A 21540-nucleotide genomic window follows, 5' to 3' on the forward strand; every position below is an offset into this window, starting at 1 on the left:
AGACACGCGCCGCATGACCAGGCGTCACGGTTATGCCCTGCTGTCCGCGATCGTCACCGTGATCGTGGCCCTGTCCGCCGCCATATATCTCGCCGCCGCGGCCGACGACGGCAACGGCCGCGGCACCCTCGCCGCCGGCCACCCGGCCCCGCGGGGCTCCGCCGCCCCCGCCTCGGTCGGGGCCTGGGTGAGCACCTGGTCGGCCTCGCCCTCCGGCGCCGAGCCCGGCACCGCCGCGGACGGGCTGGCGGGACGGTCCGTGCGCAATGTCGTGCACACCGACGTCGGCGGTACGAGTGCCCGTATCACCCTGTCCAATCTCTACGGACGGCAGCCTCTGACCGTCACCCACGCCTCGATCGCGGTCGCCGCGTCGGGCGGCCCGGCCGCGGCCGCCGACACCATGCGCCGGCTCACCTTCGGCGGCGCCGCCTCGGTCGTCGTGCCCGCCGGCCGGCAGGTGGTCAGCGACGCCGTCCGCATCGCCGTCCCGGGCGACTCGGACGCGCTCGTGACCACGTACTCCCCCACCCCGTCGGGCCCGGTCACCTACCACCGGCACGCCCGCCAGATCTCGTACGTCGCGCGGGGCGATCTCACGGAGGACGTGAGTGGCGCCGGGTACACCGAACAGAGCCCGTACTGGCGCTATCTGACCGCGCTCGACGTGCTCGGCGACGAGGCGGCCGGGACCGTGGTCGCACTCGGCGACTCGATCACCGACGGCATCACCTCCACCGAGGGCGCCAACCACCGCTGGACGGACGTCCTCGCCGATCGGCTGCGCCGGGCGGCCGGGTCCGGTGACGTGCCGCGCTACAGCGTGGTCAACCAGGGCATCAGCGGCAACCGGGTGCTGGCCGACGGCCCCGGACGGCCCGCCGGCAACCCGAGCGCCCTCAGCCGCTTCGAGCGCGATGTGCTGGGCCGTACCAACGTCAGGGCCGTCGTCGTCGACCTCGGCGTCAACGACATCCTGCGCGACCCCGGCCGGGCCGACCCCGACCGGATCACGGCGGGCCTGCGCACCCTCGTCCGCGAGGCACACGCCCGCGGGCTGAAGGTCGTCGGGGCGACGCTCATGCCGTTCGGGGGCCACCGCGGCTACCGGCCCGACCGCGAACAGGTGCGGCAGGAAGTCAACGCGCGGATCCGGTCGGGCACGGTGTACGACGCGGTCGTCGACTTCGACGAGGCGCTGCGGGACCCGTACGACCCGCGCCGGCTGCGCGCCGACTGCGACTCGGGCGACCACCTCCACCCCAGCGACAGGGGTTTCGCCAGGATGGCGGAGGTCTTCGACCTCACCTCACTGAGGGGCGCGGCACCGGCACAGCTGTAGCGCTTCAGTAATCCCCGTACCGGCGCCGGTCCCGCTCCTCGCGGCGGGACTCCCGGCGCTCCCGGTGCAGCCCCCGGCGCTCCTCGCGGCGCTCGCGCAGCAGCTCGCGGTGCTCCTCCAGGGCCTCGCGGGCGTCGAGCAGGCCCTGGAGGCCGTCCGGACCCTCACGGCGGGAGGCGTCCAGCTCCTTGCGCGCGGCCTTGCGGTCCAGCTTCTCCCGGCGCCGCTCCTCCTTCAGCCGCTGCCGCTCGGCCCGGGTCAGCTTGCGCTCGATGCCGACCCCGCCCCAGAACGCGAACCCGGTGACGATCACGCGCGGCGCGCCGGGCTCACCGGGCGTGCCCTCCTCGCGATGGTCGAAGCCGCCCATGATCCCGATGCCGCGCACGACGACCTCGACGCCCGGCGGCACGATCACATTCATCCCGCCCATGATCGCCACGCAGTTGATCTCGATCTCACGGTCCGCGAAATACGCCTCCCGCAGATCGATCTCACCGCCGCCCCAGAAGGCGAAGCAGTTGAACCGCCGGGGCGCCGTCCAGCGCCCCTTGCGCTGGAAACCGGACATGACGGCGACCGCCCACGAGGACGACCCCTCGCCGCCGACGATCCGCTCCCGCCAACTCCCGCTCACCTCGGGCTCCTTGACCAGCGACACCGCAGGGGCGCCGACGCCCGCGGCCGGCAGATCCCGGGTGATCGGCGCCAGTTCGCCGTACGTCCGCGCCTGGTACGTCGCCTCCAGCCGCTCCTCGAACTCCCCCATGTCGAGACGGCCTTCGGCGAGAGCGTCCCGCAGGACCTCGGCGACCCGCTCACGGTCGGCGTCGGAGGCACGGAGATCCTGGGCGGGGGATGCGGAATCCGGCGGCGTCACCCGCTGATCGTCACGTCCCCCGGAAGACACGGCGTCGGTCATGGGCCTCAGCCTACGAGTTCCCCGCGCGCCGGACTACGCCGAAGTCCTCTCGGCGTACATCCGCGCGATCACCGCCTCGATGTCCGGCTCCCGCACCGACAGGTCCACCAGCGGATACTCCGCGGCGATTCGCGCCACCAGCGGGGCCGCCGACCGGGACGCCGGAAAGGCGAGCCACTGCCGCGGCCCCTCGACCCGCACCACGCGCGCGGGCGGCGCCTCGATCGGCGGCAGCTCCCGTTCCAGGTCCACCACGAGGGTGCGCTCGCTGTCGCCCACCTCGTGCAGCCCGGCCAGGGCACCGTCGTAGACCAGGCGCCCGTGGTCGATGACCATCACACGGGAGCACAGCTGCTCGATGTCCTGGAGGTCGTGCGTGGTCAGCAGCACCGTCGTGCCACGCTCGGTGTTCAACTCCCGCAGGAATGCGCGGACCTTGGCCTTGGAGACCACGTCGAGGCCGATCGTCGGCTCGTCGAGGTAGAGCACCTCGGGGTCGTGCAGCAGCGCCGCCGCGATGTCGCCGCGCATCCGCTGCCCCAGCGACAGCTGCCGCACCGGCACGTCCAGCAGAACGCCCAGCTCCAGCAGTTCGACGAGGCGGTCCAGGTTCTCGCGGTAACGCCCGTCCGGGATGCGGTACATCCGGTGCATCAGCCGGTAGGAGTCGATCAGCGGCAGATCCCACCACAGGGTCGTCCGCTGGCCGAACACCACCCCGATGCGCCGGGCGAGCCGTGCCCGCTCGCGGGCGGGGTCGATGCCGGCCACCCGCAGCCGGCCGCCGCTCGGGGTGAGGATCCCCGTCAGCATCTTGATCGTGGTGGACTTCCCGGCGCCGTTCGGACCGATGTAGCCGACCATCTCGCCGCGCGCCACGGTGAAGGAGAGCGCGTCGACGGCCCGCACCTGCCGCCGCTCGCTCCTGAGAAAACCGGTCCGCTTGCGCACATGGAAGACCTTCTCCACGCGGTCCAGTGCGATGAAGCCATCCTCCTGCGGCGAACCGCCGTCGTGCAGGAAACCACCGTCCATGAGTCCCTCAGCTCCCCGTGCTCCGGTACGAACGCAGTCCCGCGCGCCAGGCCAGCCCCGACGCCGCGCAGCAGCCCGCCGCCACCAGCGGCGGGGCGAAGGCGACCCAGGCCGGCAGGTGGAGCGGGTAGGGCCGGCCCAGTACGTACAGCGCGGGCAGCCAGTTGACGAAGGCGAGCGGCAGCACGAAGGTCACCCCGCGCACCAGTTCCTTCGCGAAGACGGTGGGCGGATACTGCAACAGCGTCTGACCGCCGTAGGTGAAGGAGTTCTGCACCTCGGAGGCGTCCTGCGCGACGAACTGGAAGGCCGCGCCCGCCACGAACAGCGCGCAGAAGATCAGGCCGCCGCTCAGCAGCGTCAGCGGGACCAGCACCACCTTGAGCGGGGTCCAGGTGACATCGACCGCGCAGAGCGCGTACCCGAGGACGCCTGCCCCCTGGGTCACCCGGCCGAGCCGGCGCAGGCCGAAGCGATCCGCGGCGACCTGCGCCAGCACCGGAGCGGGGCGCACCAGCAGGGTGTCCAGCGTGCCGTCGCGCACCCGGCGTCCCAGCCGGTCCATGGAGCCGATCGCGAGGTCCGCGAGCCCGAACGCGGTCGCCGAGAGGCCGTACAGGAAGGCGACCTCGGGCAGCCGGTACCCGCCGAGGACGTCGACCCGCGAGAACATCAGCAGGATCGCGACGAAGTCCAGCGCGGTCGCCACGAGGTTGCCGAACGTGTTCATCACGAACGAGGCCCGGTAGGCCATCGTGGAGCGGATCCACATCGCGGTGATCAACCGGTAGGCGCGCAGGCCCTCGCGCACCCGGCCGTACGTCCCCTCGGCCGGGTGGGCCGGAGAAGGCCCGTCCCGGCGGGCCGGAGAGGGCCGTTCCCGGTGGGCGGGGGAACGCCGGACCCGGGCCGTCTCCGCGTCCGCGTACACGCCCCCGTACGTCTCCTCAGCCACCCTGCACCACCACCCTGCGCGTCGCCGCCGACTGGAGCATCCGCCCGGCCGCCAGCAGCACCACGGCCCAGGCCAGCTGGCGGGCGTAGACGGCCAGCGGGTCCGCCGCGCCCAGCAGCACGTCCGCGGGCGCCTGGATCAGCGACGCCCAGGGCAGGGCGCGCACGATCTCGCCGAGCACGCCCGGAAAGACGTTCAGCGGCAGCAGCATCCCCGAGCAGAACATCGCCGTGATCCAGCAGATCTGCGTCACGCCCGCCCCGTCCATCAGCCAGAACGCGGTGAGCGCGACCAGGAAGCGGATCGCGAAGCTGACCACCGCGCCCAGCGTGACGGCCGCCAGGAAGGCCGCCCAGACCAGCGGGCGGGAGGGCAGGGCGAGCGGGAAGAGGAACGCGCCGACCACCATCGGGAGCACACCCCTCGCCAGCAGATGGAACAGGGCCCTGCCCAGGTCCCCGGCCAGCCACCACAGCTGGAGGTCGGCGGGCCGGTACAGGTCGATCGCGATGTCACCGGTTCGGATGCGCTCCACCAGCTCGTCCTCGAAGCCGCCGCCCATCACCGAGACGGTCATCAGCAGCGCCTGCCCGACCCATACGTACGTCAACGCCTGCGCCTCGTCGTACCCCCCCAGATGAGGCCGTTCGTGCCACAGGGCGAGATAGGTGTATGCCAAGATCAATCCGAAGACCGTGTTGGTGAACACCCCTGCCGCGGTCGCGGTCCGGTAGGTCGCGTACCGCCGGAAACCACCGGCGGCGACAGCGGCGTACAGCCGCCCTGTCCCCACGGGATCACCTCCTTCGACGCATGCCGGAGCGAAGCGCAGGAGCCTAGCGCGCGGACGAAGTGGCGTACCACACGTTTTCCCGGTAAAGCAGGTCCGCCGTACCGGGAACGGAACGGTTGGTGCGACAGTCTTCATCAGGGGGCGCACATGGCGTATGAGGGCGTACGGGAACGTACGACGCGAAACGGGAGTCCGGCACCACGATGAGCGACGAGCCGCAGCCGCAGCAGAGCAGCAAGGGCGTGGCGTCCACAGAGCCGCCGGCACCCGCGGCCCTGGACCCGCAGCCCGGCGGGAAGCCGAAGCGGGGGCGCACCGGATGGCGCCGGCTGATCCCGACCTGGCAGACGGTGCTCGGCACCTGCGTCGTCGGGATCCTGCTGCTCGTCGGCCTGTTCGCCCTGGGCTACTCCATGGTCAGGATCCCGCCGGCCAACGCGCTGGCGACCAAGCAGAGCAATGTCTACCTGTACGCGGACGGCACCGAGATCGCCCGCGACGGCAAGGTCAACCGCGAGAACGTCGGCCTCGCCCAGATCTCCAAGACCGCCCAGCACGCCGTACTGGCCGCCGAGGACCGCGACTTCTACACCGAGTCCGCCGTCGACCCCAAGGCGATGATCCGCGCCGGCTGGAACACCGCCACCGGCAAGGGCAGGCAGTCCGGCTCCACGATCACCCAGCAGTACGTCAAGAACTACTACCTCGGCCAGGAGCAGACCGTCACCCGCAAGGTGAAGGAGTTCTTCATCTCGATCAAGCTGGATCGCGAGAAGAGCAAGAACGACATCCTCGAGGGCTACCTCAACACCAGCTTCTTCGGCCGCAACGCCTACGGCATCCAGGCCGCGGCCCGGGCCTACTACGGCGTCGACGCCGTGGACCTCGACGCGGCCAAGGGCGCCTACCTCGCCGCGCTGCTCAACGCGCCCAGCGAGTACGACGTCGTCGCGCACCCGGAGAACAAGAGCGCCGCCGAAGCCCGCTGGAACTACGTCCTCGACGGCATGGTCAAGAAGGGCTGGCTCAGCGCCTCCGAACGCACCGGCATGAAGTTCCCCATGCCCAGGGAGGCCACCCTCTCCACCGGCCTGTCCGGCCAGCGCGGCTACCTCCTCGACGCGATCAAGGACTATGTCCTCGAGAACAAGATCGTCGACCCGGACGAGCTCGCCGCCGGCGGCTACCGCATCACCACCACGCTTCAGAAGAGCAGGCAGGACGCCTTCGTCAGCGCGGTCGACGACCAGCTGATGTCCAAGCTCGACAAGAAGAACCGCAAGGTCGACACCTATGTCCGCGCGGGCGGCGCCGCCGTCGACCCCCGCACCGGCGAGGTCGTCGCCCTGTACGGCGGCATGGACTATGTGCAGCAGTACACGAACAACGCCACGCGCGGCGACTTCCAGGTGGGCTCCACCTTCAAGCCGTTCGTGTTCACCTCGGCCGTGGAGAACCGCTCCCAGACCCAGGACGGCCGCCCCATCACGCCCAACACCGTCTACGACGGCACCAACCAGCGCCCCGTCCAGGGCTGGAACGGCGGCAGCTACGCCCCCGAGAACGAGGACAGCCGCTCCTACGGCGACATCACCGTACGCACCGCCACCGACAAGTCGGTCAACTCCGTGTACGCGCAGATGGCCGTCGACGTCGGTCCGGAGAAGGTCAAGCAGACCGCGGTCGGCCTCGGTATCCCGTCCGGCACCAGGGACCTGAACCCCTACCCGTCCATCGCGCTCGGCACGGCCACCGCCAGCGTCCTGGACATGTCGGAGGCCTACGCGACACTCGCCAACCACGGCGAGCACAGCACGTACACACTGATCCGCAAGATCACCAAGGACGGCACGGACGTGGTCCGGCTGCCCGAGCGCAAGACCGTCCAGGCCGTCAGCCGCGAGGCCGCCGACACCACCACCTCGGTCCTGCGGAGCGTCGTCGAGAACGGCACGGCGACCAACGCCCTGGCCGCCGGCCGCCCCGCCGCCGGCAAGACCGGCACCGCGGAGGAGGACACGGCGGCCTGGTTCGCGGGCTACACCCCCGACCTCGCCACGGTGGTCTCCGTGATGGGCCAGGACCCGGTCACGGCCGCCCACAAGTCGCTGTACGGCGCGATGGGCCTGCCCCGCATCAACGGCGGCGGCGCGCCCGCGCAGATCTGGGCGCAGTTCACCAAGGCCGCCCTGAAGGACAAGCCGGTGAAGGACTTCGACCTCCAGCTCCAGGCCGGCGCCGACCAGACCCTGGAGCCCTCCACGGGCCCCACGGGCCGGCAGCCGGGCACCACCGGCACCCAGGACAACGGCGGCACGACGGGCGGCCCGAGCACCCCGGGCCAGGACCAGGGCCAGAACCAGGGCCAGACCGACGGCGGCACTCCCGGCACGGGCGGCCCGACCGACACCGGCGGTGCCACCGGGACCGGTGGCACCACGGACACCGGTGGCACCACCGGCGCCGGAGGCACCACCGGTGACGGCGGTGCCACGGGCACGGGCGGCACCACCGGCGCGGGAGGCACCACCGGCACAGGCGGAACCACGGGCACCCCCACAAGCGGCGGCACCACCGGCGACGGCGGGGCGGACGGGACGGGCGGGGCCACGGGCGGAGTCGGGTTCTGAGCGAGGTGGCCGGGCGGCCGTGGCGCGGTCCGCGGGGTCAGTGACCCGAGGTCGCCTTCAGCCCCACCACGGCCACCAGCAGCAGCCCCACGAAGAAGATCCGCGCGGCGGTCGCGGGCTCCCCGAGCACGGTCATGCCCAGCACCGCCGCACCGGCCGCGCCGATGCCCACCCACACGCCGTACGCCGTCCCGATGGGCAGGGACCTCGCGGCGTACGACAGCAGAAGCATGCTGGCCACGATGCCCGCGCCGGTGGCGAGGCTCGGCCACGGGCGGGTGAATCCGTCGGTGTACTTCATGCCGACCGACCAGCCGACCTCGAGCAGGCCGGCGAGGACGAGCAGGACCCAGGCCATGGGGCACCTCCGCGTTCCGGTGACGTGTTCCGGTGATCAACAGGGGTGCGTCGTCTTTGCGGTCCCGGTACGGCGCGTCTCGTCGGGTCCCTCGTGGGCCCGTCCAACTTAGCAACGGAACGGAAAAGGAGCCGGTGACCTGGGTCACCGGCTCCTTGCACCCGCCGATTCTCCGCGGGCTCGAGGACAGGGTTCTACAGATACAGCCCCGTGGAGTCCTCCGACCCCTCGAAGCGGTCCGCCGCCACGGCGTGCAGGTCCCGTTCGCGCATCAGGGCGTACGGAACCCCGCGCACCTCGACCTCGGCCCGGTCCTCGGGGTCGAACAACACCCGGTCGCCCGGCTCCACGGTCCGCACGTTCTGCCCGACCGCGACGACCTCGGCCCAGGCGAGGCGCCGGCCGACGGCCGCGGTCGCGGGGATCAGGATGCCGCCGCCGGACCGGCGCTCGCCCTCGGCGGCGTCCTGCCGCACCAGCACGCGGTCGTGCAGCATCCGGATGGGCAACTTGTCGTGGTGGTTCTTCTCGCTCACGCCCCGAACCTACCTGTCTCCGACGGCTTCGCGCGCGGCCGGGTCAGCCCTTGCGCCGCCGGGAGCCGAGGGCGAGCAGGCCCACGACCCCCACCACGACCAGGGCCACGGGCACGATGCGCTCCAGCCGAGGCGCGCCCTCCTCCGTGACCAGCTGTCCCTTCACCTGGCTGACGACCCGGTTCGCACCGACGTACGCCCTCCCGAGCGTGTTGTCGACATGGGAGACGACCTTGGCCTTGGCGTCCCCGACGATCGTCTTCGGGTGCACCCGGACGCCGATCTCGTCGAGCGTCTCGGCCAGCGTTTCGCGGCGGCGCTTGATGTCCGCCTCGATCTGCGCCGGAGTTCTGGTGTCCGGTGTGCTCGACGTGTCCGCCACCGCGCATCCTCCGTGGTCGTTTGCGACGTGTTCCGCGCAATTCCTGCATCTGTGGTCGACAGTCTGTCAGCTTCGCGCCGGGCGCACCCATCGGCACCCCTCCGGAGCGGCCGGAAGCGGATTAGGCTCGTCGGGTAACCGCCCCCTGCCTGCGAGGTAACGATGAGCGAGCGACTCCAGCCCGGCGACACCGCCCCCGCCTTCACCCTGCCGGACGCCGACGGCAACGAGGTCTCCCTGGCCGACCACAAGGGCCGCAAGGTCATCGTGTACTTCTACCCCGCTGCGCTTACCCCCGGCTGCACCAAGCAGGCGTGCGACTTCACGGACAACCTTCAGCTGCTCGCGGGCGCCGGCTACGACGTCATCGGCGTCTCGCCCGACAAGCCGGAGAAGCTCGCCAGGTTCCGTGAGAAGGAGGACCTGAAGGTCACCCTCGTCGCCGACCCGGACAAGAAGGTGCTGGAGGCGTACGGCGCGTTCGGCGAGAAGAAGCTGTACGGCAAGACCGTCGTCGGTGTGATCCGCTCCACGGTGATCGTGGACGAGGAGGGCAAGGTCGAGCGGGCCCTGTACAACGTGAAGGCGACGGGGCATGTGGCGAAGATCATCAAGGACCTGGCCCTCTAGACCCCCACTCCCGCCTCCCGGAACGGCTCGCACCGAACACGTCGGTACGAGCCGTTCCGCATTACGGCCGTGACTGTCCGATAAACGGTTCGTTACTCGGTGCGAGACGACGAACACGCGGCCGAAGACGGAGGGAGTCCGATGGCCACCGGCACATACGACCGAGGCACGCTGGCAGCGGCCGTCGCCCGGTCCCACACGTGGAACGACCTCATGCGCCACCTCGGCCTCAAGCCGAGCGGAGGACAGCGGCGCGTACTGCAGGAACGAGTCGCCGCCCACGGCATCGACACCGGCCACTTCAAGCAGCGCAGCCCGTGGCACAGATATCCGGACGCCGCGATCGCCGCAGCGGCGGCGTCGTCCACGACATTGCGCGAGGTCGCACTGAAGCTCGGCGCCACACCGGCGACCGGCACCCTCGCGCACATCCGGCGCCGCATAGCCGCAGCCGGCATCGACATCAGCCACTTCCCGGGCATCGACCGCCCGCACGTGGACCTTCCGTTCACCGACGACGAACTTCGAGCCGCCGCCACGTCCGCCCGAAGCGTGCGCGGAGCGGCCCGGATCCTCGGAATCCCCGACGACAGCCGGTCGCGCGCGGCACTGGGGCGGATGCTCCGGGAGCGGGACATCGACACCGCCCACTTCCGCAACGCCCGCCTGACCATCCCCGCGGACGCTCTGCGCGCGGCCGTGGCCAGGGCCACGAGCTACGCCGATGTCATGCGTGCGCTGGGACTCGAGGTGAACGACACCAATCATCGACGCGTCCGCCGTCAGGCGGCCCAACTCGGCTTGGACACCAGTCACTTCGTACGGCGCCCGTGGGGCGGCACGCGGACGGCTCCCCGCACCTGCGCGCCCGAACGTGTGCTGGTGATCCTGCCCGTGGGCTCCGCGCGCCCCAACCGGGCACGCCTGCATACGGCCCTCCAGGCGGCAGGCGTCCCTTACCGGTGCACGTCGTGCGGGAACGAGGGTCAGTGGCTGGCGCAGCCGATCACGCTCCAGATCGACCACATCAACGGTGACTGGCTGGACAACCGCATCGAGAACCTGAGGTACTTATGCCCGAACTGCCATTCGCTGACCGCAACATGGTGCCGCCAGAAGGGCGGGCGCCCCGCGAGGCGGACGGACTCCCCCGTACACTGAACGGCACGAAGCGGCACAGCCAGGCTGAATGTCCGTTTTAGTGCGGTCGTGGCGAAATAGGCGATACGCGCGGGTTTTAGGTGCCCGTGGGAGAAATCCCGTGTGGGTTCGAGTCCCACCGACCGCACAAAGACATGATCAAGGCCCGGTCCACGCAAGCGGACCGGGCCTTTCAGTGCCCTGCGGCAGACCGGCCCCTCAGCCCAGCAGCTCCCGCACCACCGGCACCAGTGCCCGGAACGCCCTTCCCCGGTGGCTGATCGCGTTTTTCTCCGCGGGGGTCAGTTCCGCGCAGGTGCGTGTCTCGGCCTCCGGCTGGAGGATCGGGTCGTAGCCGAAGCCGTTGGCGCCGGACGGGGCGTGCCGGAGGATTCCCCTGAGCCGGCCCTCGACCACGCGCTCGGTGCCGTCCGGGAGGGCCAGGGCGGCCGCGCAGGCGAAGTGGGCGCCCCGGTGGGGGTCGTCGATGTCGGCGAGCTGGGCCAGAAGCAGCTCCAGGTTCGCCCGGTCGTCGCCGTGCCGGCCCGCCCAGCGTGCCGAGAAGATGCCGGGGGCGCCGCCCAGGACGTCCACGCAGATGCCGGAGTCGTCGGCCACGGCCGGCAGCCCCGTCGCCTGGGCCAGGGCGTGAGCCTTGAGCAGGGCGTTCTCGGCGAAGGAGACTCCGGTTTCCTTGACGTCGGGGATGTCGGGGTAGGCGTCCGCGCCGACGAGGTCGTGCGGGAGCCCCGCTTCGGCGAGGATCGCCCTGAGTTCGGTGATCTTTCCGGCGTTGCGAGTGGCGAGGATCAGGCGGGTCATGCCCTCCAGTATCCGTGCGCCGCCGGTGCCGGTGAGAGGGCCTAGGAGGTGCAGACCTTCGTCAGTTCGCCGGCCGCGTCCGTCACGGGGCCGACGTCGGGGGTCTTGTCGCCGTTCTTGATGGCGTCGCGGACGTTCGCGACGGCCTTGCGGAGGTGGTCGACCGCCTTGTTGACGTCGACGTCGTCCGTCTTGTCGCCGATCTTGTCGAGGTCGTTCTCGATGGAGTTCAGGGAGGCGTCCGCCTGGGTCGGGTCGTTCGCCGCGTTCTCGACGGCCTGCTGGAGGTCGGTGACGCTGTCGGCTATCGCGTCGGCGGTCTGTACACAGTCGATCGCCTTGCCGACGGCGTCGCAGCCGGTGCTCGCGCCCGCGGCGGCGAGTACGGCGACGACGGCGAACGCTGCGGCGGTGGTGCGGCGATGGCGCGCGGCCATGGAACGGTTCCTCCCCGTTGACGGTGCCGCGGTCTCCCGTGGAGGCACCGGCCGGTCCGGTGCCTGCGACGCCTGGCCAGGCGTACGGGGCCGCGGGCAGGGCGCGCGGTAGTCCCCGGCGCCCCGCCGCGTCGGCTGTGCGGCTACCCGTGAAAACGCGGGAGAGCGCTACACGGTTGCCTCGAGTGCCGTGCACTGGAGCGCCGCCAGTCGGTCGCACCCCGCGACGGCGAGGTCGAGGAGGGCGGTCAGTTCCTTGCGGTCGAAGGGTGTCGCCTCGGCCGTGCCCTGGACTTCGACGAAGCGGCCGTCGCCGGTGCAGACGACGTTCATGTCGGTCTCGGCCTTGACGTCCTCCTCGTAGCAGAGGTCGAGGAGGGGTACGCCGCCGACGATGCCCACGGAGACGGCCGAGACGGTGCCGGTGAGCGGCTTCCGGCCGGGCTTGACCAGCTTCTTGCGCTGGGCGAATGCCACGGCGTCGGCGAGGGCCACATAGGCGCCGGTGATCGCCGCGGTGCGGGTGCCGCCGTCCGCCTGGAGGACGTCGCAGTCGAGGACGACGGTGTTCTCGCCGAGCGCCTTGTAGTCGACGACGGCGCGCAGGGAGCGGCCGATGAGGCGGCTGATCTCGTGCGTACGGCCGCCGATCTTGCCCTTGACCGACTCGCGGTCGCCGCGGGTGTTGGTGGCGCGGGGCAGCATGGCGTACTCGGCGGTGACCCAGCCCTCGCCGCTGCCCTTGCGCCAGCGGGGGACGCCCTCGGTGAGGGAGGCGGTGCAGAGGACCTTCGTGTCACCGAAGGAGACGAGGACGGAGCCCTCGGCATGCTTGCTCCAGCCGCGCTCGATGGTGATGGGGCGGAGCTGGTCGGGGGTGCGGCCGTCGATTCGAGACATGGGTCCGAGCCTATCCGTACGCGCGCGAGGGGCCCGTCCCCCGGTGGAACGGGCCCCTCGCGGGTGAGCGCCGGACCTTTTCGGTCCTGGGCGGTCACATCATGTCTTCGATCTCCGCGGCGATCGGGTCGGCGTCGGTGCCGATGACGACCTGGATGGCGCTTCCCATCTTGACGACGCCGTGGGCGCCCGCGGCCTTGAGGGCGGCCTCGTCGACCAGCGAGGGGTCGTTGACCTCGGTGCGGAGCCGGGTGATGCAGCCCTCGACCTCTTCGATGTTGTCGATGCCGCCGAGCCCGGCAACGATCTTCTCAGCCTTGCTGGCCATGTCTTCTCTCCCTGATCCGAGCCGCTGTGTCGCGGTAATCCTGGTCTACACCACTGGTGGAAGGGCCGCCAAGCACGGTTCCGCTCGCGACGAAGCCGCGATGTGTCCTATTTCTCCTTCTATGAGCATTGCTGCCGTTATGCGCTTGGTCGCAGAATTCATGGGTTCCTTATCTCGCCTTGACCGTGCTACAACAGGTCTACACCAGTGAGTGGTGTAGACCACGTGGGTGCTGTTCGCCCCTTTCATCCCCCTTCCCGTCCCCCGGCAGCACCCGCCACATGGAGGAACTATGAGCACCGCCACCGCAACCACGGCGGCCCCCGCAAAGAAGCGGGGATCCGGTCTGTTCCAGGGCCTGCAGAAGGTCGGCCGCAGTCTTCAGCTCCCGATCGCCGTACTGCCGGCGGCGGGCATCATGGTCCGGCTCGGCCAGGACGACATCTTCGGCAAGGACGGCCTCGGCTGGGACAAGGTCGCCGCCGTGTTCAACGCGGCCGGCGGTGCCATCACCGGCAGCCTGCCGATGCTGTTCTGCATAGGCGTCGCGATCGGCTTCGCCAAGAAGTCGGACGGCTCCACCGCGCTCGCCGCGCTGGTCGGCTTCCTTGTGTACAGCAAGGTGCTCGAGGCGTTCCCGCTGACGCCTGAGCACATCGAAAAGGGCTCGATCGTCGCGGCGACGTACAACAACCCCGGTGTGCTCGGCGGCATCATCATGGGTCTGCTCTCGGCCGTGATGTGGCAGCGGTTCCACCGCACCAAGCTCGTCGACTGGCTCGGCTTCTTCAACGGCCGCCGGCTGGTGCCGATCCTGATGGCCTTCGTCGGCGCGCTCGTGGGCGTCTTCTTCAGCCTCGTCTGGGAGCCGATCGGCGATGGCATCACCAGCTTCGGCGAGTGGATGACCGGGCTCGGCGCCACGGGCTCGGCCCTCTTCGGCCTGGTCAACCGTGCCCTCATCCCGATCGGTATGCACCAGTTCGTGAACACCGTGGCGTGGTTCCAGCTCGGCACGTTCAAGGACGGCGCGGGTCAGGTCTTCACCGGTGACTACCAGCGCTTCCTGCACGGCGACCCGAGCGCCGGAATGTTCATGTCCGGCTTCTTCCCGATCATGATGTTCGGCCTGCCGGCCGCGGCCCTCGCCATCGCGCACACCGCCCGCCCCGAGCGCCGCAAGGCCGTGATGGGCATGATGATCTCCCTGGCGCTGACCTCGTTCGTCACCGGTGTCACCGAGCCGATCGAGTTCTCGTTCATGTTCATCGCGCCCCTGCTGTACGCCCTGCACGCGGTACTGACCGCGGTGTCGATGGCCGTCACCTGGGGGCTGGGTGTCCACGCCGGCTTCAACTTCTCCGCGGGCTTCATCGACTACGCGCTCAACTGGAACCTGGCGACCAAACCCTGGCTGATCATCCCGATCGGCCTGGTGTTCGCGGCGATCTACTACTTCGTCTTCCGCTTCGCGATCACCAAGTTCAATCTCCCCACCCCGGGCCGCGAGCCCGAGGAGGAGGTCGAGGACCTCACAAAGGCGTGAGCACGTCCCGAGCGACTCGAAGGCCCCGGAACCGTGATGAGGTTCCGGGGCCTTCGGGCGTTCAGGGGTGCGGGTTCCGGTACGGCGGGCTAGACCTCGTACGAGACCCGTGGCGCCGCCAGCTCCACCGGCCCCGAGTAGACGGCGCGGGCGTCCGCCAGGTTGACCTGTGGGTCGGTCCACGGGGGGATGTGCGTGAGGACCAGACGGCGGGCGCCGGCGCGGGCGGCCGTCTCGCCGGCCTCTCGGCCGTTGAGGTGGAGGTCCGGGATGTCCTCCTTGCCGTGGGTGAAGGCGGCCTCGCACAGAAAGAGATCCGTGTCGCGGGCGAGGCTCTCCAGGAGCTCGCTCGGGCCCGTGTCGCCGGAGTACGTGAGCGACCTGCCGCCGTACTCGAGGCGGATGGCGTACGCCTCCACGGGGTGGCGCACGCGTTCCGTGTGGACGGTGAAGGGCCCGATCTCGAACGTGCCCGGCTTCACCGTGTGGAAGTCGAAGACCTCGCTCATCGAGGAGGCCGAGGGGGTGTCGGCATAGGCGGTGGTCAGGCGCTGCTCGGTGCCTTCGGGGCCGTAGACCGGGATGGGGTCCGCGCGGCCGCCGTCATGGCGGTAGTAGCGCGCGACGAAGTACCCGAGCATGTCGATGCAGTGGTCGGCGTGGAGATGACTGAGGAAGATCGCGTCGAGGTCGTAGAGACCGCAGTGGCGCTGCAGCTCGCCCAGGGCGCCATTGCCCATGTCGAGGAGCAACCGGAAGCCGTCGGCCTCGACGAGGTAGCTCGAGCAGGCCGAGTCCGCGGACGGAAACGACCCCGAGCAGCCGACGACGGTGAGCTTCATAAAGCTGGAACCTCCGCATGGCGATAAGTGCAGAAGGCAGGGACGGGGACGGTGACGGGGGTCGTGCGGTCCGTCGAGCGTAAGGCGCAAAACGGCGGGTCGCTCCTCCACCAGGGGCCGTTGTGGGCGAACTCACCTGCGGTGTCACCGGTTCGGCTGGACCCGGGGCGCAGCGGGCTTACCAAAGAGCGCGCGGGAGTTGGGAAGGGCGGGCGTCCTGGTACACGCGCCGGTACCGTCATCCATATGGACACCTCCTGGTGGCTGGCGCTGGCGGCGGTGGTGCTGCTCGCGCTGGTCGCGACGCTGGTGGACGGGTGGGGGCGCGGCGGGCGGCGCCGCCGTGCGGCCGCGCGTCCGGCCGGCCGTGCCCGGGCGCATCCGCGGCCCGCCGAGATCTGGTGGGCGGACGTGCCCTCCCAGGGCCGGGCCGACGGCCGGGAGCGGCCGTGTCTGGTGCTCACGGTGCACGGGGACAGCGCCACGGTCGCCGAGATCACCAGCAGGTTCCACGACGAGCGCGCGGGGGTGATCCCGCTGCCGCCGGGCACGGTGGCCGACGCCCACGGCCGGCCCAGCTTCCTGGAGACGGACGAACTGCGGGACGTGCCGCTGTGGGACTTCCGGCGGCGGCTGGGCGTGGTGGACCCCGCGTTGTGGGACCAGGTGCGCTACCTCGCCGGGTGAGCCGGCGGCGGTACGGAGTGAGCGGCTTCAGGGCTTGGGGTTTCAGCACTTGGCGCTTCATGGCGTTGGGCTTCATGGTCTGCGGGCTTCACGGCCCGGCGGTCTCATGGCCCGGCGGTCTCATGGCTTGGTCACCGTCACCGTGACCGTCCACTGCTCGATGCCCAGGCACGACGTCTGGCCCGGGCGCTTGGCACACAGAGGGCGGGTCGCGGCAAGCCGTGCCGTTCCGGGAGCGACCGCCTCGAAGGCGGCGACGGTGTCACCGGACCGGCTGCCGATGCCGGCATTGGCGGCCTTCAGCGCGCCGCCCGTGGCGGTGACCGGGCTCCAGGGCCGGTCCTCGCTGCCGTCCAGGGTGAGGCGGATCCGCCCGCCCGCCGTCAGGCACACGGTGCGGCCCGTGTCCGCGGCGGTGAGCCGGACCTCGGGCGTGCAGCCCCTTCCGGTCGCCGTGGGGGACGGCGGAACCGGAGTGGATGCCGAGGGTGGGACGGAGGGGGACATCGAGGGGGACACGGAGGGCGAGGCCGACGGGGAGGCCGAGGGTGCGGCCGTCTGCCGCGACGGGGTTCCCCCGGCGTCTGCCGCCCCGCCGTGCCGGCCGCCGCATCCCGCGAGCAGCAGCACCGCAGCGGCGACGAGGGTGGTGGTGATGGTCCCGTGGGGGGTCGTACGGCGCATGGGGCGGCCGCCTTTCCTCAAGCCCGTGCCCGGTGTTCTGGTCCTTGCGCTGCTGTGACGTTTCTCCAGTGCATCGGGATCCCTGTCTCCAGCGCATCAGCTTCCCCGCCCGACCGCCACCGGGCCCCGGCCGTATGTACGGCCGGGGCCCTTCGTACCGAGGTGCGCGGGATGGGTCAGCCGGTCGTCAGCGCCGTGTCGTCGACGACGAAGCTGGTCTGAAGGGAGGAGTCCTCGACCCCGCTGAACTTCACGGTGACCGTGGAACCGGCCAGCGAGGACAGGTCGAAGGTCTTCTGGGCGTAGCCCGAGGCGGCGTTGACGTTCGAGTACGTCGCCAGGGTCTGGGAGCCGGCGGTCACCGTCAGCTTGTCGTAGGCGGTGCTGCCGGACTCGGACGTGTCGATGTGCAGAGAGAAGGTGAGGGTGGCCTTGCAGCCGGACGGGATGGTCACCGACTGGGACAGGGTGTCCGTGTGGCGGGAGCCGTAGCCGTCGAGCCAGGCCTTGTAGGAGCCGCTGTGCGCCACCTCACCGCTGTCGTCGGTGATGACGCCGCTGGTGGCGGTCCAGGTGGTGTTGCCGGACTCGAAGCCGGGGTTGCCGAGCAGCTGGGCGCCCGTGCAGGTGCCGCCGGAGGAGCCGACCGTCCAGGTGAAGGACGCCGAGCCGGAGGCGCCGGTGGAGTCCTGGGCGGTGACGGTCACGTTGTAGGTGCCCGCCGTGGAGGCGGTGCCGGAGATCAGGCCGGTCGAGCTGTTGATCGACAGGCCGGTCGGCAGACCGGTGGCACTGTAGGCGAGGGTCGCTCCCGCGCTGTCGGTGGCCGAGATCTGGAGGCTGACCGGGCTGCCGGCCGTGGTGGACTGGCTGCCCGGGTTGGTGACGGTCACCGTGTTGCCGCTGCCGCCGCCGGAGGAGAAGGCGGCCGTGCCGTTGGGGGTGCCCCAGCCGGTCGGGCCGTCGTAGCCGGTGCCCGCGGTGCAGAAGTACGAGGTGGAGCAGGAGCCGTTGCTGCCGCTCGTTACGTCGTACAGGTTCGAGGTGTGGGAGTAGGGGTACTTCGCCGGGTAGTCGCTCGAGCCCGGGGTGCCGGCGAGCGCGTAGACGCCCGCGATGATCGGCGCCGAGGCGCTGGTGCCGCCGTAGACCGCCCAGCCGGAGCCGCCGTAGGTGTCGTAGACCGCGACGCCGGTGGCCGGGTCGGCGACCGCGGAGACGTCGGCCTCCATGCGCTTGGTGCAGCCGGTGTCGGTCTGCCAGGACGGCTTGGTGTCGTAGGCGGAGCAGCCGGAGCCGGTGCCCTCGGTGCTGCTGGTCTTCCAGACCGACTCGCTCCAGCCGCGTGAGTTGGAGGCGGTGGTCAGCGCGGTTCCGCCGACGGCGGTCACGTACTGGGAGGTCGCCGGGTACTCGGCGCCGTAGGCCTCGTCACCCGAGGAGACGGTGATGGCGACACCCGGGTGCTTGAAGTACGAGGTGTCCTCGCTGGTCTGCGAGGAGGACTCGGAGCCGCCCCAGCTGTTGGAGACGAACTTCGCGCCGAGCGCCACGGCCTCGTTCTCCGCGGTGCCGAGGTCGGTGTCCGTCGCCGAGTCGGCCTCGACGAGGATGATGTTGCAGTTGGGGCAGACGGCGCTGACCATGTCGATGTCGAGCGCTTCCTCGCCGGCCCAGCCGGTGTCGTTCGCCGGGAGCGAGGTGGTGGAGCCGGTCTGGCCGACCTGCTTGAAGCAGCCGTTGGCCTTCGTGCACGCCGAGAGGCCGTAGGTCGAGCGGTAGGTGGCCAGGTCGGATTCGGCGTTGGGGTCGTTGTACGCGTCGACCACCGCGACCGTGAGGCCGGAGCCGCCCGTCGAGGGCAGGCTGTAGGCGCTGTGCAGGTTGGCGGGGCTCAGGCCGGAGGGCGCGGCGGCCACCGCCGCGGCGAGCCGCTGCCTGATGTCGGTGCGCCGCTGGGCGAAGCAGGACGCGTGGCCCGCGCTCGGCTTGCCGCACAGGTGCTCGGTCGGCACCTTCTGGCCCGCCTTGCCGGTGGCGTGGACGGTCTGTGCCTTGGGGTCCGTCAGCGCCTTGGCGTTCTGGGTGACGCGGCCGGAGTGGGAGGAGTGCGCGGTGCCGGGGGCGCCGTGGGCGCCGGCGGCCGGTGCCGCCATGAGACCGGCGACGGTGAGGGACAGAACGGGGACGGCGGCGGTCAGGAGTCTTCGCAGGCTCCGTCGCCGCTTGCTCGGGCGTGACTCACGCATGAGGTGCTGCCTCTCTCGGTTTGAGGCCGGCGCCGCGCAGACCTGGGTGGGGCCGTACGCGGAGCCACAGCCGGAAGTGGGGATTCACGAGCTGAGTGACAGGCCGTGACGCGCGTAGCGGCGGTGACGCGCGATCATGGGCATGACACTTCGAACACCTTGAGCACCCCGCGATCACGAGTGAGCGTGACATGACAGGGCGCGGCGAGAACGTAACCCGGACCGCGAAAGGATGGGCATAGCCAAAGGGAGATCTTTGCCGCGCCATGAGCAGCGCTTAGCCCCCTCATAGGAGGGGGTTGGCGCGTTGATGAGAGGCAGGCGGCCTAGGCCCAGAGCTGGCCCTGGAGTGTCTCGATCGCCTCTTCCGTCGTGGCGGCCGTGTAGACGCCGGTCGAGAGGTACTTCCAGCCGCCGTCGGCCACCACGAAGACGATGTCGGCGCTCTCGCCCGCCTGGACGGCCTTCTTTCCGACCCCGAGGGCGGCGTGCAGGGCCGCACCGGTGGAGATGCCCGCGAAGATGCCCTCCTGCTGGAGGAGTTCACGGGTACGGGCCACCGCGTCCGCCGAGCCGACCGAGAAGCGCGTGGTCAGCACGGACGCGTCGTACAGCTCCGGTACGAAGCCCTCGTCGAGGTTGCGCAGCCCGTACACCAGGTCGTCGTAGCGGGGCTCCGCCGCGACGATCTTCACGTCCGGCTTGTGCTCGCGCAGAAAGCGGCCCACGCCCATCAGCGTTCCCGTGGTGCCGAGGCCGGCCACGAAGTGGGTGACGGAGGGCAGGTCGGCGAGGATCTCGGGGCCGGTCGTCGCGTAGTGCGCGCCCGCGTTGTCCGGGTTGCCGTACTGGTAGAGCATCACCCAGTCCGGATGCTCGGCCGCCAGCTCCTTGGCGACGCGCACGGCGGTGTTGGAACCGCCCGCGGCCGGGCTGGAGATGATCTCGGCGCCCCACATGCCCAGCAGGTCACGGCGCTCCTGGGAGGTGTTCTCCGGCATCACGCACACCATGCGGTAGCCCTTGAGCTTGGCCGACATGGCCAGGGAGATGCCCGTGTTGCCCGACGTGGGCTCCAGGATCGTGCAGCCGGGGGTCAGCCGGCCGTCCTTCTCCGCCTGCTCGATCATGTGGAGTGCGGGCCGGTCCTTGACCGATCCGGTCGGGTTGCGGTCCTCCAGCTTGGCCCAGATACGGACGTCGGGGGACGGCGACAGCCGCGGCAGGCACACCAGAGGAGTGTTGCCCACCGCGGCCAGCGGGGAGTCGTAGCGCATCGGTGATCAGCGACCGTCAGGCCATGCCGCCGGCGACCGCCGGCAGGATCGTCACATTGTCGCCGTCGGCGACCTTGGTGTTGATGCCGTCGAGGAAACGGACGTCCTCGTCGTTCAGGTAGACGTTCACGAAGCGGCGCAGTTCGCCGCCGGCGGCCTCGTCGACGATACGGGCCTGGATGCCCGCGTGGCGGGTCTCGAGGTCGGCGAACAGCTCGGCGAGGGTCTCCCCGTTGCCTTCGACGGCCTTCTGGCCGTCGGTGTACTGGCGGAGGATGGTGGGGATGCGGACCTCGATGGCCATGGCTTTGGGCTCCTGTCGGAAGAGATCAGGTCGGTGGGCGCGCGGCAGCGCGAGGAAACACCGGCTACGCCGGTTGCGGCGCCGCGGCCCACGGCCGTACGGCGGCAGGGTTGCGTCAACAGATGGCGCTGTTCAGCCTGCACAGGTCGACGTGCAGCCGCGCCACGAGCAGCGTGCCCGGCGTCTTCTTGCTCACGTCGTGGGAAACCATGGGGTCATCGTATCGATTCCCCCGCCGGTGCCCGGAGTGTGATCTCGCATGGTGGATGAATTCTGACCGAATCTCGGGATCAGTAGCTCTCCACCACGGTGACCTCCTCCTCCGTCACCTCGCCCTCCACGATCCGGAACGAGCGGAACTGGAAGGGGCCCGCGCCGTCCGTGTCGGCGGTGGACACCAGGACGTAGTGGGCGCCCGGCTCGTTGGCGTAGCTGATGTCCGTGCGGGAGGGGTAGGCCTCGGTCGCGGTGTGGGAGTGGTAGATGACCACCGGATCCTCGTCGAGGTCGTCCATTTCCCGGTACAGCTTGAGCAGGTCGCCGGAGTCGAACTCGTAGAACGTCGGGGAGCGGGCCGCGTTCAGCATCGGGATGAAGCGCTCGGGGCGGCCGGAGCCCGCCGGACCCGCGACCACGCCGCACGCCTCGTCGGGGTGGTCCTCGCGGGCGTGGGCGATGATCCGGTCGTACAGAGCCTGGGTGATGGTCAGCATGAGGGTCAGGATAAGAGAAGGGCCGTTC

24 protein-coding genes, 1 tRNA gene and 1 riboswitch are annotated in these 21540 nt (G+C 70.6%); of the genes, 7 read left to right on the forward strand and 18 right to left on the reverse strand.

The window, feature by feature from the left end; translation table 11 throughout:
• The first annotated feature begins 13 nt into the window (after positions 1–13).
• On the forward strand, positions 14–1342 hold the full coding sequence (locus tag ABZ876_RS22535; protein ID WP_361783911.1) for an SGNH/GDSL hydrolase family protein: 1329 nt from the start codon (positions 14–16) through the stop codon (positions 1340–1342).
• Positions 1343–1346: 4 nt separating this feature from the next.
• Here ABZ876_RS22535 and ABZ876_RS22540 read toward each other — a convergent pair whose 3' ends face one another.
• The 4 genes from ABZ876_RS22540 to ABZ876_RS22555 form a co-directional block, all read right to left on the reverse strand.
• Positions 1347–2264, reverse strand: a complete 918-nt coding sequence (locus ABZ876_RS22540; RefSeq protein WP_361783914.1) for a DUF1707 domain-containing protein — start codon at positions 2262–2264, stop codon at positions 1347–1349.
• Between the two features lie 33 nt (positions 2265–2297).
• Positions 2298–3299: an ATP-binding cassette domain-containing protein gene (locus ABZ876_RS22545; RefSeq protein WP_361783917.1), complete on the reverse strand. Its 1002-nt coding sequence runs from the start codon at positions 3297–3299 to the stop codon at positions 2298–2300.
• A 7-nt stretch (positions 3300–3306) separates the two neighbouring features.
• Positions 3307–4110 (reverse strand): ABC transporter permease, encoded by an 804-nt coding sequence (locus ABZ876_RS22550; RefSeq protein WP_361784264.1) that lies wholly within the window; start codon positions 4108–4110, stop codon positions 3307–3309.
• A gap of 136 nt (positions 4111–4246) precedes the next feature.
• A complete protein-coding gene (locus tag ABZ876_RS22555) occupies positions 4247–5047 on the reverse strand; it encodes an ABC-2 family transporter protein (RefSeq protein ID WP_361783920.1) in 801 nt (266 codons plus the stop codon).
• Positions 5048–5250: 203 nt separating this feature from the next.
• On the opposite strand from ABZ876_RS22555, the gene ABZ876_RS22560 reads away from it, so the two are divergent.
• Positions 5251–7677, forward strand: coding sequence for a transglycosylase domain-containing protein (locus ABZ876_RS22560; RefSeq protein WP_361783923.1), 2427 nt, complete (start codon positions 5251–5253; stop codon positions 7675–7677).
• A 37-nt stretch (positions 7678–7714) separates the two neighbouring features.
• Here the strand turns inward: ABZ876_RS22560 and ABZ876_RS22565 are convergent, their stop codons facing one another.
• The 3 genes from ABZ876_RS22565 to ABZ876_RS22575 form a co-directional block, all read right to left on the reverse strand.
• Positions 7715–8035 carry a multidrug efflux SMR transporter gene (locus tag ABZ876_RS22565; protein WP_234518534.1) on the reverse strand — a complete coding sequence of 107 codons (321 nt, stop codon included), beginning with the start codon at positions 8033–8035 and terminating at the stop codon, positions 7715–7717.
• A gap of 44 nt (positions 8036–8079) precedes the next feature.
• Positions 8080–8138, reverse strand: a riboswitch (guanidine-III (ykkC-III) riboswitch).
• Between the two features lie 91 nt (positions 8139–8229).
• Positions 8230–8532, reverse strand: a complete 303-nt coding sequence (locus ABZ876_RS22570; RefSeq protein ID WP_361784267.1) for a co-chaperone GroES — start codon at positions 8530–8532, stop codon at positions 8230–8232.
• An 82-nt stretch (positions 8533–8614) separates the two neighbouring features.
• Complete coding sequence (locus tag ABZ876_RS22575) at positions 8615–8953, reverse strand: DUF3618 domain-containing protein (protein ID WP_361783926.1); 339 nt, start codon at positions 8951–8953, stop codon at positions 8615–8617.
• Between the two features lie 162 nt (positions 8954–9115).
• Between ABZ876_RS22575 and bcp the strand changes: the two genes are divergently transcribed.
• The 3 genes from bcp to ABZ876_RS22590 all read left to right on the forward strand — a co-directional run bounded on the left by bcp (position 9116) and on the right by ABZ876_RS22590 (position 10871).
• Positions 9116–9583, forward strand: coding sequence for a thioredoxin-dependent thiol peroxidase (bcp, locus tag ABZ876_RS22580; protein WP_361783929.1), 468 nt, complete (start codon positions 9116–9118; stop codon positions 9581–9583).
• 141 nt (positions 9584–9724) lie between these two features.
• On the forward strand, positions 9725–10744 hold the full coding sequence (locus ABZ876_RS22585) for an HNH endonuclease signature motif containing protein (RefSeq protein ID WP_361783931.1): 1020 nt from the start codon (positions 9725–9727) through the stop codon (positions 10742–10744).
• Positions 10745–10786: 42 nt separating this feature from the next.
• Positions 10787–10871 (forward strand) — tRNA-Leu (locus ABZ876_RS22590).
• Positions 10872–10942: 71 nt separating this feature from the next.
• Here the strand turns inward: ABZ876_RS22590 and rdgB are convergent.
• The 4 genes from rdgB to ABZ876_RS22610 all read right to left on the reverse strand — a co-directional run bounded on the left by rdgB (position 10943) and on the right by ABZ876_RS22610 (position 13210).
• The gene (gene rdgB, locus ABZ876_RS22595; protein ID WP_361783934.1) at positions 10943–11545 is read right to left on the reverse strand and encodes an RdgB/HAM1 family non-canonical purine NTP pyrophosphatase; all 603 of its coding nucleotides are present in this window, start codon (positions 11543–11545) and stop codon (positions 10943–10945) included.
• 41 nt (positions 11546–11586) lie between these two features.
• The gene (locus tag ABZ876_RS22600) at positions 11587–11982 is read right to left on the reverse strand and encodes a hypothetical protein (RefSeq protein WP_361783937.1); all 396 of its coding nucleotides are present in this window, start codon (positions 11980–11982) and stop codon (positions 11587–11589) included.
• Between the two features lie 168 nt (positions 11983–12150).
• On the reverse strand, positions 12151–12882 hold the full coding sequence (gene rph, locus ABZ876_RS22605; protein WP_361783940.1) for a ribonuclease PH: 732 nt from the start codon (positions 12880–12882) through the stop codon (positions 12151–12153).
• 94 nt (positions 12883–12976) lie between these two features.
• On the reverse strand, positions 12977–13210 hold the full coding sequence (locus ABZ876_RS22610; protein WP_234518547.1) for a PTS glucose/sucrose transporter subunit IIB: 234 nt from the start codon (positions 13208–13210) through the stop codon (positions 12977–12979).
• A 292-nt stretch (positions 13211–13502) separates the two neighbouring features.
• Here ABZ876_RS22610 and ABZ876_RS22615 point away from each other — a divergent pair, with 292 nt between their 5' ends.
• Entirely contained in the window at positions 13503–14756 is a 1254-nt protein-coding gene (locus tag ABZ876_RS22615; protein ID WP_361783944.1) for a PTS transporter subunit EIIC, read from the forward strand.
• An 89-nt stretch (positions 14757–14845) separates the two neighbouring features.
• On the opposite strand, the gene ABZ876_RS22620 is transcribed toward ABZ876_RS22615, so the two are convergent.
• Entirely contained in the window at positions 14846–15598 is a 753-nt protein-coding gene (locus tag ABZ876_RS22620) for an MBL fold metallo-hydrolase (protein ID WP_361783947.1), read from the reverse strand.
• Positions 15599–15844: 246 nt separating this feature from the next.
• Here ABZ876_RS22620 and ABZ876_RS22625 point away from each other — a divergent pair, with 246 nt between their 5' ends.
• Positions 15845–16285, forward strand: coding sequence for a type II toxin-antitoxin system PemK/MazF family toxin (locus ABZ876_RS22625; protein WP_361783950.1), 441 nt, complete (start codon positions 15845–15847; stop codon positions 16283–16285).
• A gap of 120 nt (positions 16286–16405) precedes the next feature.
• Here the strand turns inward: ABZ876_RS22625 and ABZ876_RS22630 are convergent, their stop codons facing one another.
• The 6 genes from ABZ876_RS22630 to ABZ876_RS22655 form a co-directional block, all read right to left on the reverse strand.
• Positions 16406–16969 (reverse strand): hypothetical protein, encoded by a 564-nt coding sequence (locus tag ABZ876_RS22630; protein ID WP_361783953.1) that lies wholly within the window; start codon positions 16967–16969, stop codon positions 16406–16408.
• Positions 16970–17145: 176 nt separating this feature from the next.
• Positions 17146–19218, reverse strand: coding sequence for a putative Ig domain-containing protein (locus tag ABZ876_RS22635; protein WP_361783956.1), 2073 nt, complete (start codon positions 19216–19218; stop codon positions 17146–17148).
• A 326-nt stretch (positions 19219–19544) separates the two neighbouring features.
• Positions 19545–20495, reverse strand: coding sequence for a cysteine synthase (locus ABZ876_RS22640; RefSeq protein ID WP_361783959.1), 951 nt, complete (start codon positions 20493–20495; stop codon positions 19545–19547).
• Positions 20496–20511: 16 nt separating this feature from the next.
• A complete protein-coding gene (locus ABZ876_RS22645; protein WP_361783962.1) occupies positions 20512–20799 on the reverse strand; it encodes a MoaD/ThiS family protein in 288 nt (95 codons plus the stop codon).
• A 115-nt stretch (positions 20800–20914) separates the two neighbouring features.
• On the reverse strand, positions 20915–21010 hold the full coding sequence (locus tag ABZ876_RS22650; RefSeq protein WP_361783965.1) for a putative leader peptide: 96 nt from the start codon (positions 21008–21010) through the stop codon (positions 20915–20917).
• Between the two features lie 79 nt (positions 21011–21089).
• The gene (locus tag ABZ876_RS22655; protein WP_361783968.1) at positions 21090–21512 is read right to left on the reverse strand and encodes a M67 family metallopeptidase; all 423 of its coding nucleotides are present in this window, start codon (positions 21510–21512) and stop codon (positions 21090–21092) included.
• Between the last annotated feature and the right edge of the window lie 28 nt (positions 21513–21540).

Source organism: Streptomyces sp. NPDC046931 (assembly GCF_040644655.1).
Taxonomy (GTDB): Bacteria; Actinomycetota; Actinomycetes; order Streptomycetales; family Streptomycetaceae; genus Streptomyces.

Coding starts and splice junctions, on each gene's coding strand:
- ABZ876_RS22535 (WP_361783911.1), top strand. CDS start 14: ATGACCAGGCGTCACGGTTATGCCCTGCTGTCCGCGATCGTCACCGTG.
- ABZ876_RS22540 (WP_361783914.1), bottom strand. CDS start 2,264: ATGACCGACGCCGTGTCTTCCGGGGGACGTGACGATCAGCGGGTGACG.
- ABZ876_RS22545 (WP_361783917.1), bottom strand. CDS start 3,299: ATGGACGGTGGTTTCCTGCACGACGGCGGTTCGCCGCAGGAGGATGGC.
- ABZ876_RS22560 (WP_361783923.1), top strand. CDS start 5,251: ATGAGCGACGAGCCGCAGCCGCAGCAGAGCAGCAAGGGCGTGGCGTCC.
- ABZ876_RS22565 (WP_234518534.1), bottom strand. CDS start 8,035: ATGGCCTGGGTCCTGCTCGTCCTCGCCGGCCTGCTCGAGGTCGGCTGG.
- ABZ876_RS22570 (WP_361784267.1), bottom strand. CDS start 8,532: ATGCTGCACGACCGCGTGCTGGTGCGGCAGGACGCCGCCGAGGGCGAG.
- bcp (WP_361783929.1), top strand. CDS start 9,116: ATGAGCGAGCGACTCCAGCCCGGCGACACCGCCCCCGCCTTCACCCTG.
- ABZ876_RS22585 (WP_361783931.1), top strand. CDS start 9,725: ATGGCCACCGGCACATACGACCGAGGCACGCTGGCAGCGGCCGTCGCC.
- rdgB (WP_361783934.1), bottom strand. CDS start 11,545: ATGACCCGCCTGATCCTCGCCACTCGCAACGCCGGAAAGATCACCGAA.
- ABZ876_RS22600 (WP_361783937.1), bottom strand. CDS start 11,982: ATGGCCGCGCGCCATCGCCGCACCACCGCCGCAGCGTTCGCCGTCGTC.
- rph (WP_361783940.1), bottom strand. CDS start 12,882: ATGTCTCGAATCGACGGCCGCACCCCCGACCAGCTCCGCCCCATCACC.
- ABZ876_RS22610 (WP_234518547.1), bottom strand. CDS start 13,210: ATGGCCAGCAAGGCTGAGAAGATCGTTGCCGGGCTCGGCGGCATCGAC.
- ABZ876_RS22615 (WP_361783944.1), top strand. CDS start 13,503: ATGAGCACCGCCACCGCAACCACGGCGGCCCCCGCAAAGAAGCGGGGA.
- ABZ876_RS22620 (WP_361783947.1), bottom strand. CDS start 15,598: ATGAAGCTCACCGTCGTCGGCTGCTCGGGGTCGTTTCCGTCCGCGGAC.
- ABZ876_RS22625 (WP_361783950.1), top strand. CDS start 15,845: ATGGACACCTCCTGGTGGCTGGCGCTGGCGGCGGTGGTGCTGCTCGCG.
- ABZ876_RS22630 (WP_361783953.1), bottom strand. CDS start 16,969: ATGCGCCGTACGACCCCCCACGGGACCATCACCACCACCCTCGTCGCC.
- ABZ876_RS22635 (WP_361783956.1), bottom strand. CDS start 19,218: ATGCGTGAGTCACGCCCGAGCAAGCGGCGACGGAGCCTGCGAAGACTC.
- ABZ876_RS22640 (WP_361783959.1), bottom strand. CDS start 20,495: ATGCGCTACGACTCCCCGCTGGCCGCGGTGGGCAACACTCCTCTGGTG.
- ABZ876_RS22645 (WP_361783962.1), bottom strand. CDS start 20,799: ATGGCCATCGAGGTCCGCATCCCCACCATCCTCCGCCAGTACACCGAC.
- ABZ876_RS22650 (WP_361783965.1), bottom strand. CDS start 21,010: ATGGTTTCCCACGACGTGAGCAAGAAGACGCCGGGCACGCTGCTCGTG.
- ABZ876_RS22655 (WP_361783968.1), bottom strand. CDS start 21,512: ATGCTGACCATCACCCAGGCTCTGTACGACCGGATCATCGCCCACGCC.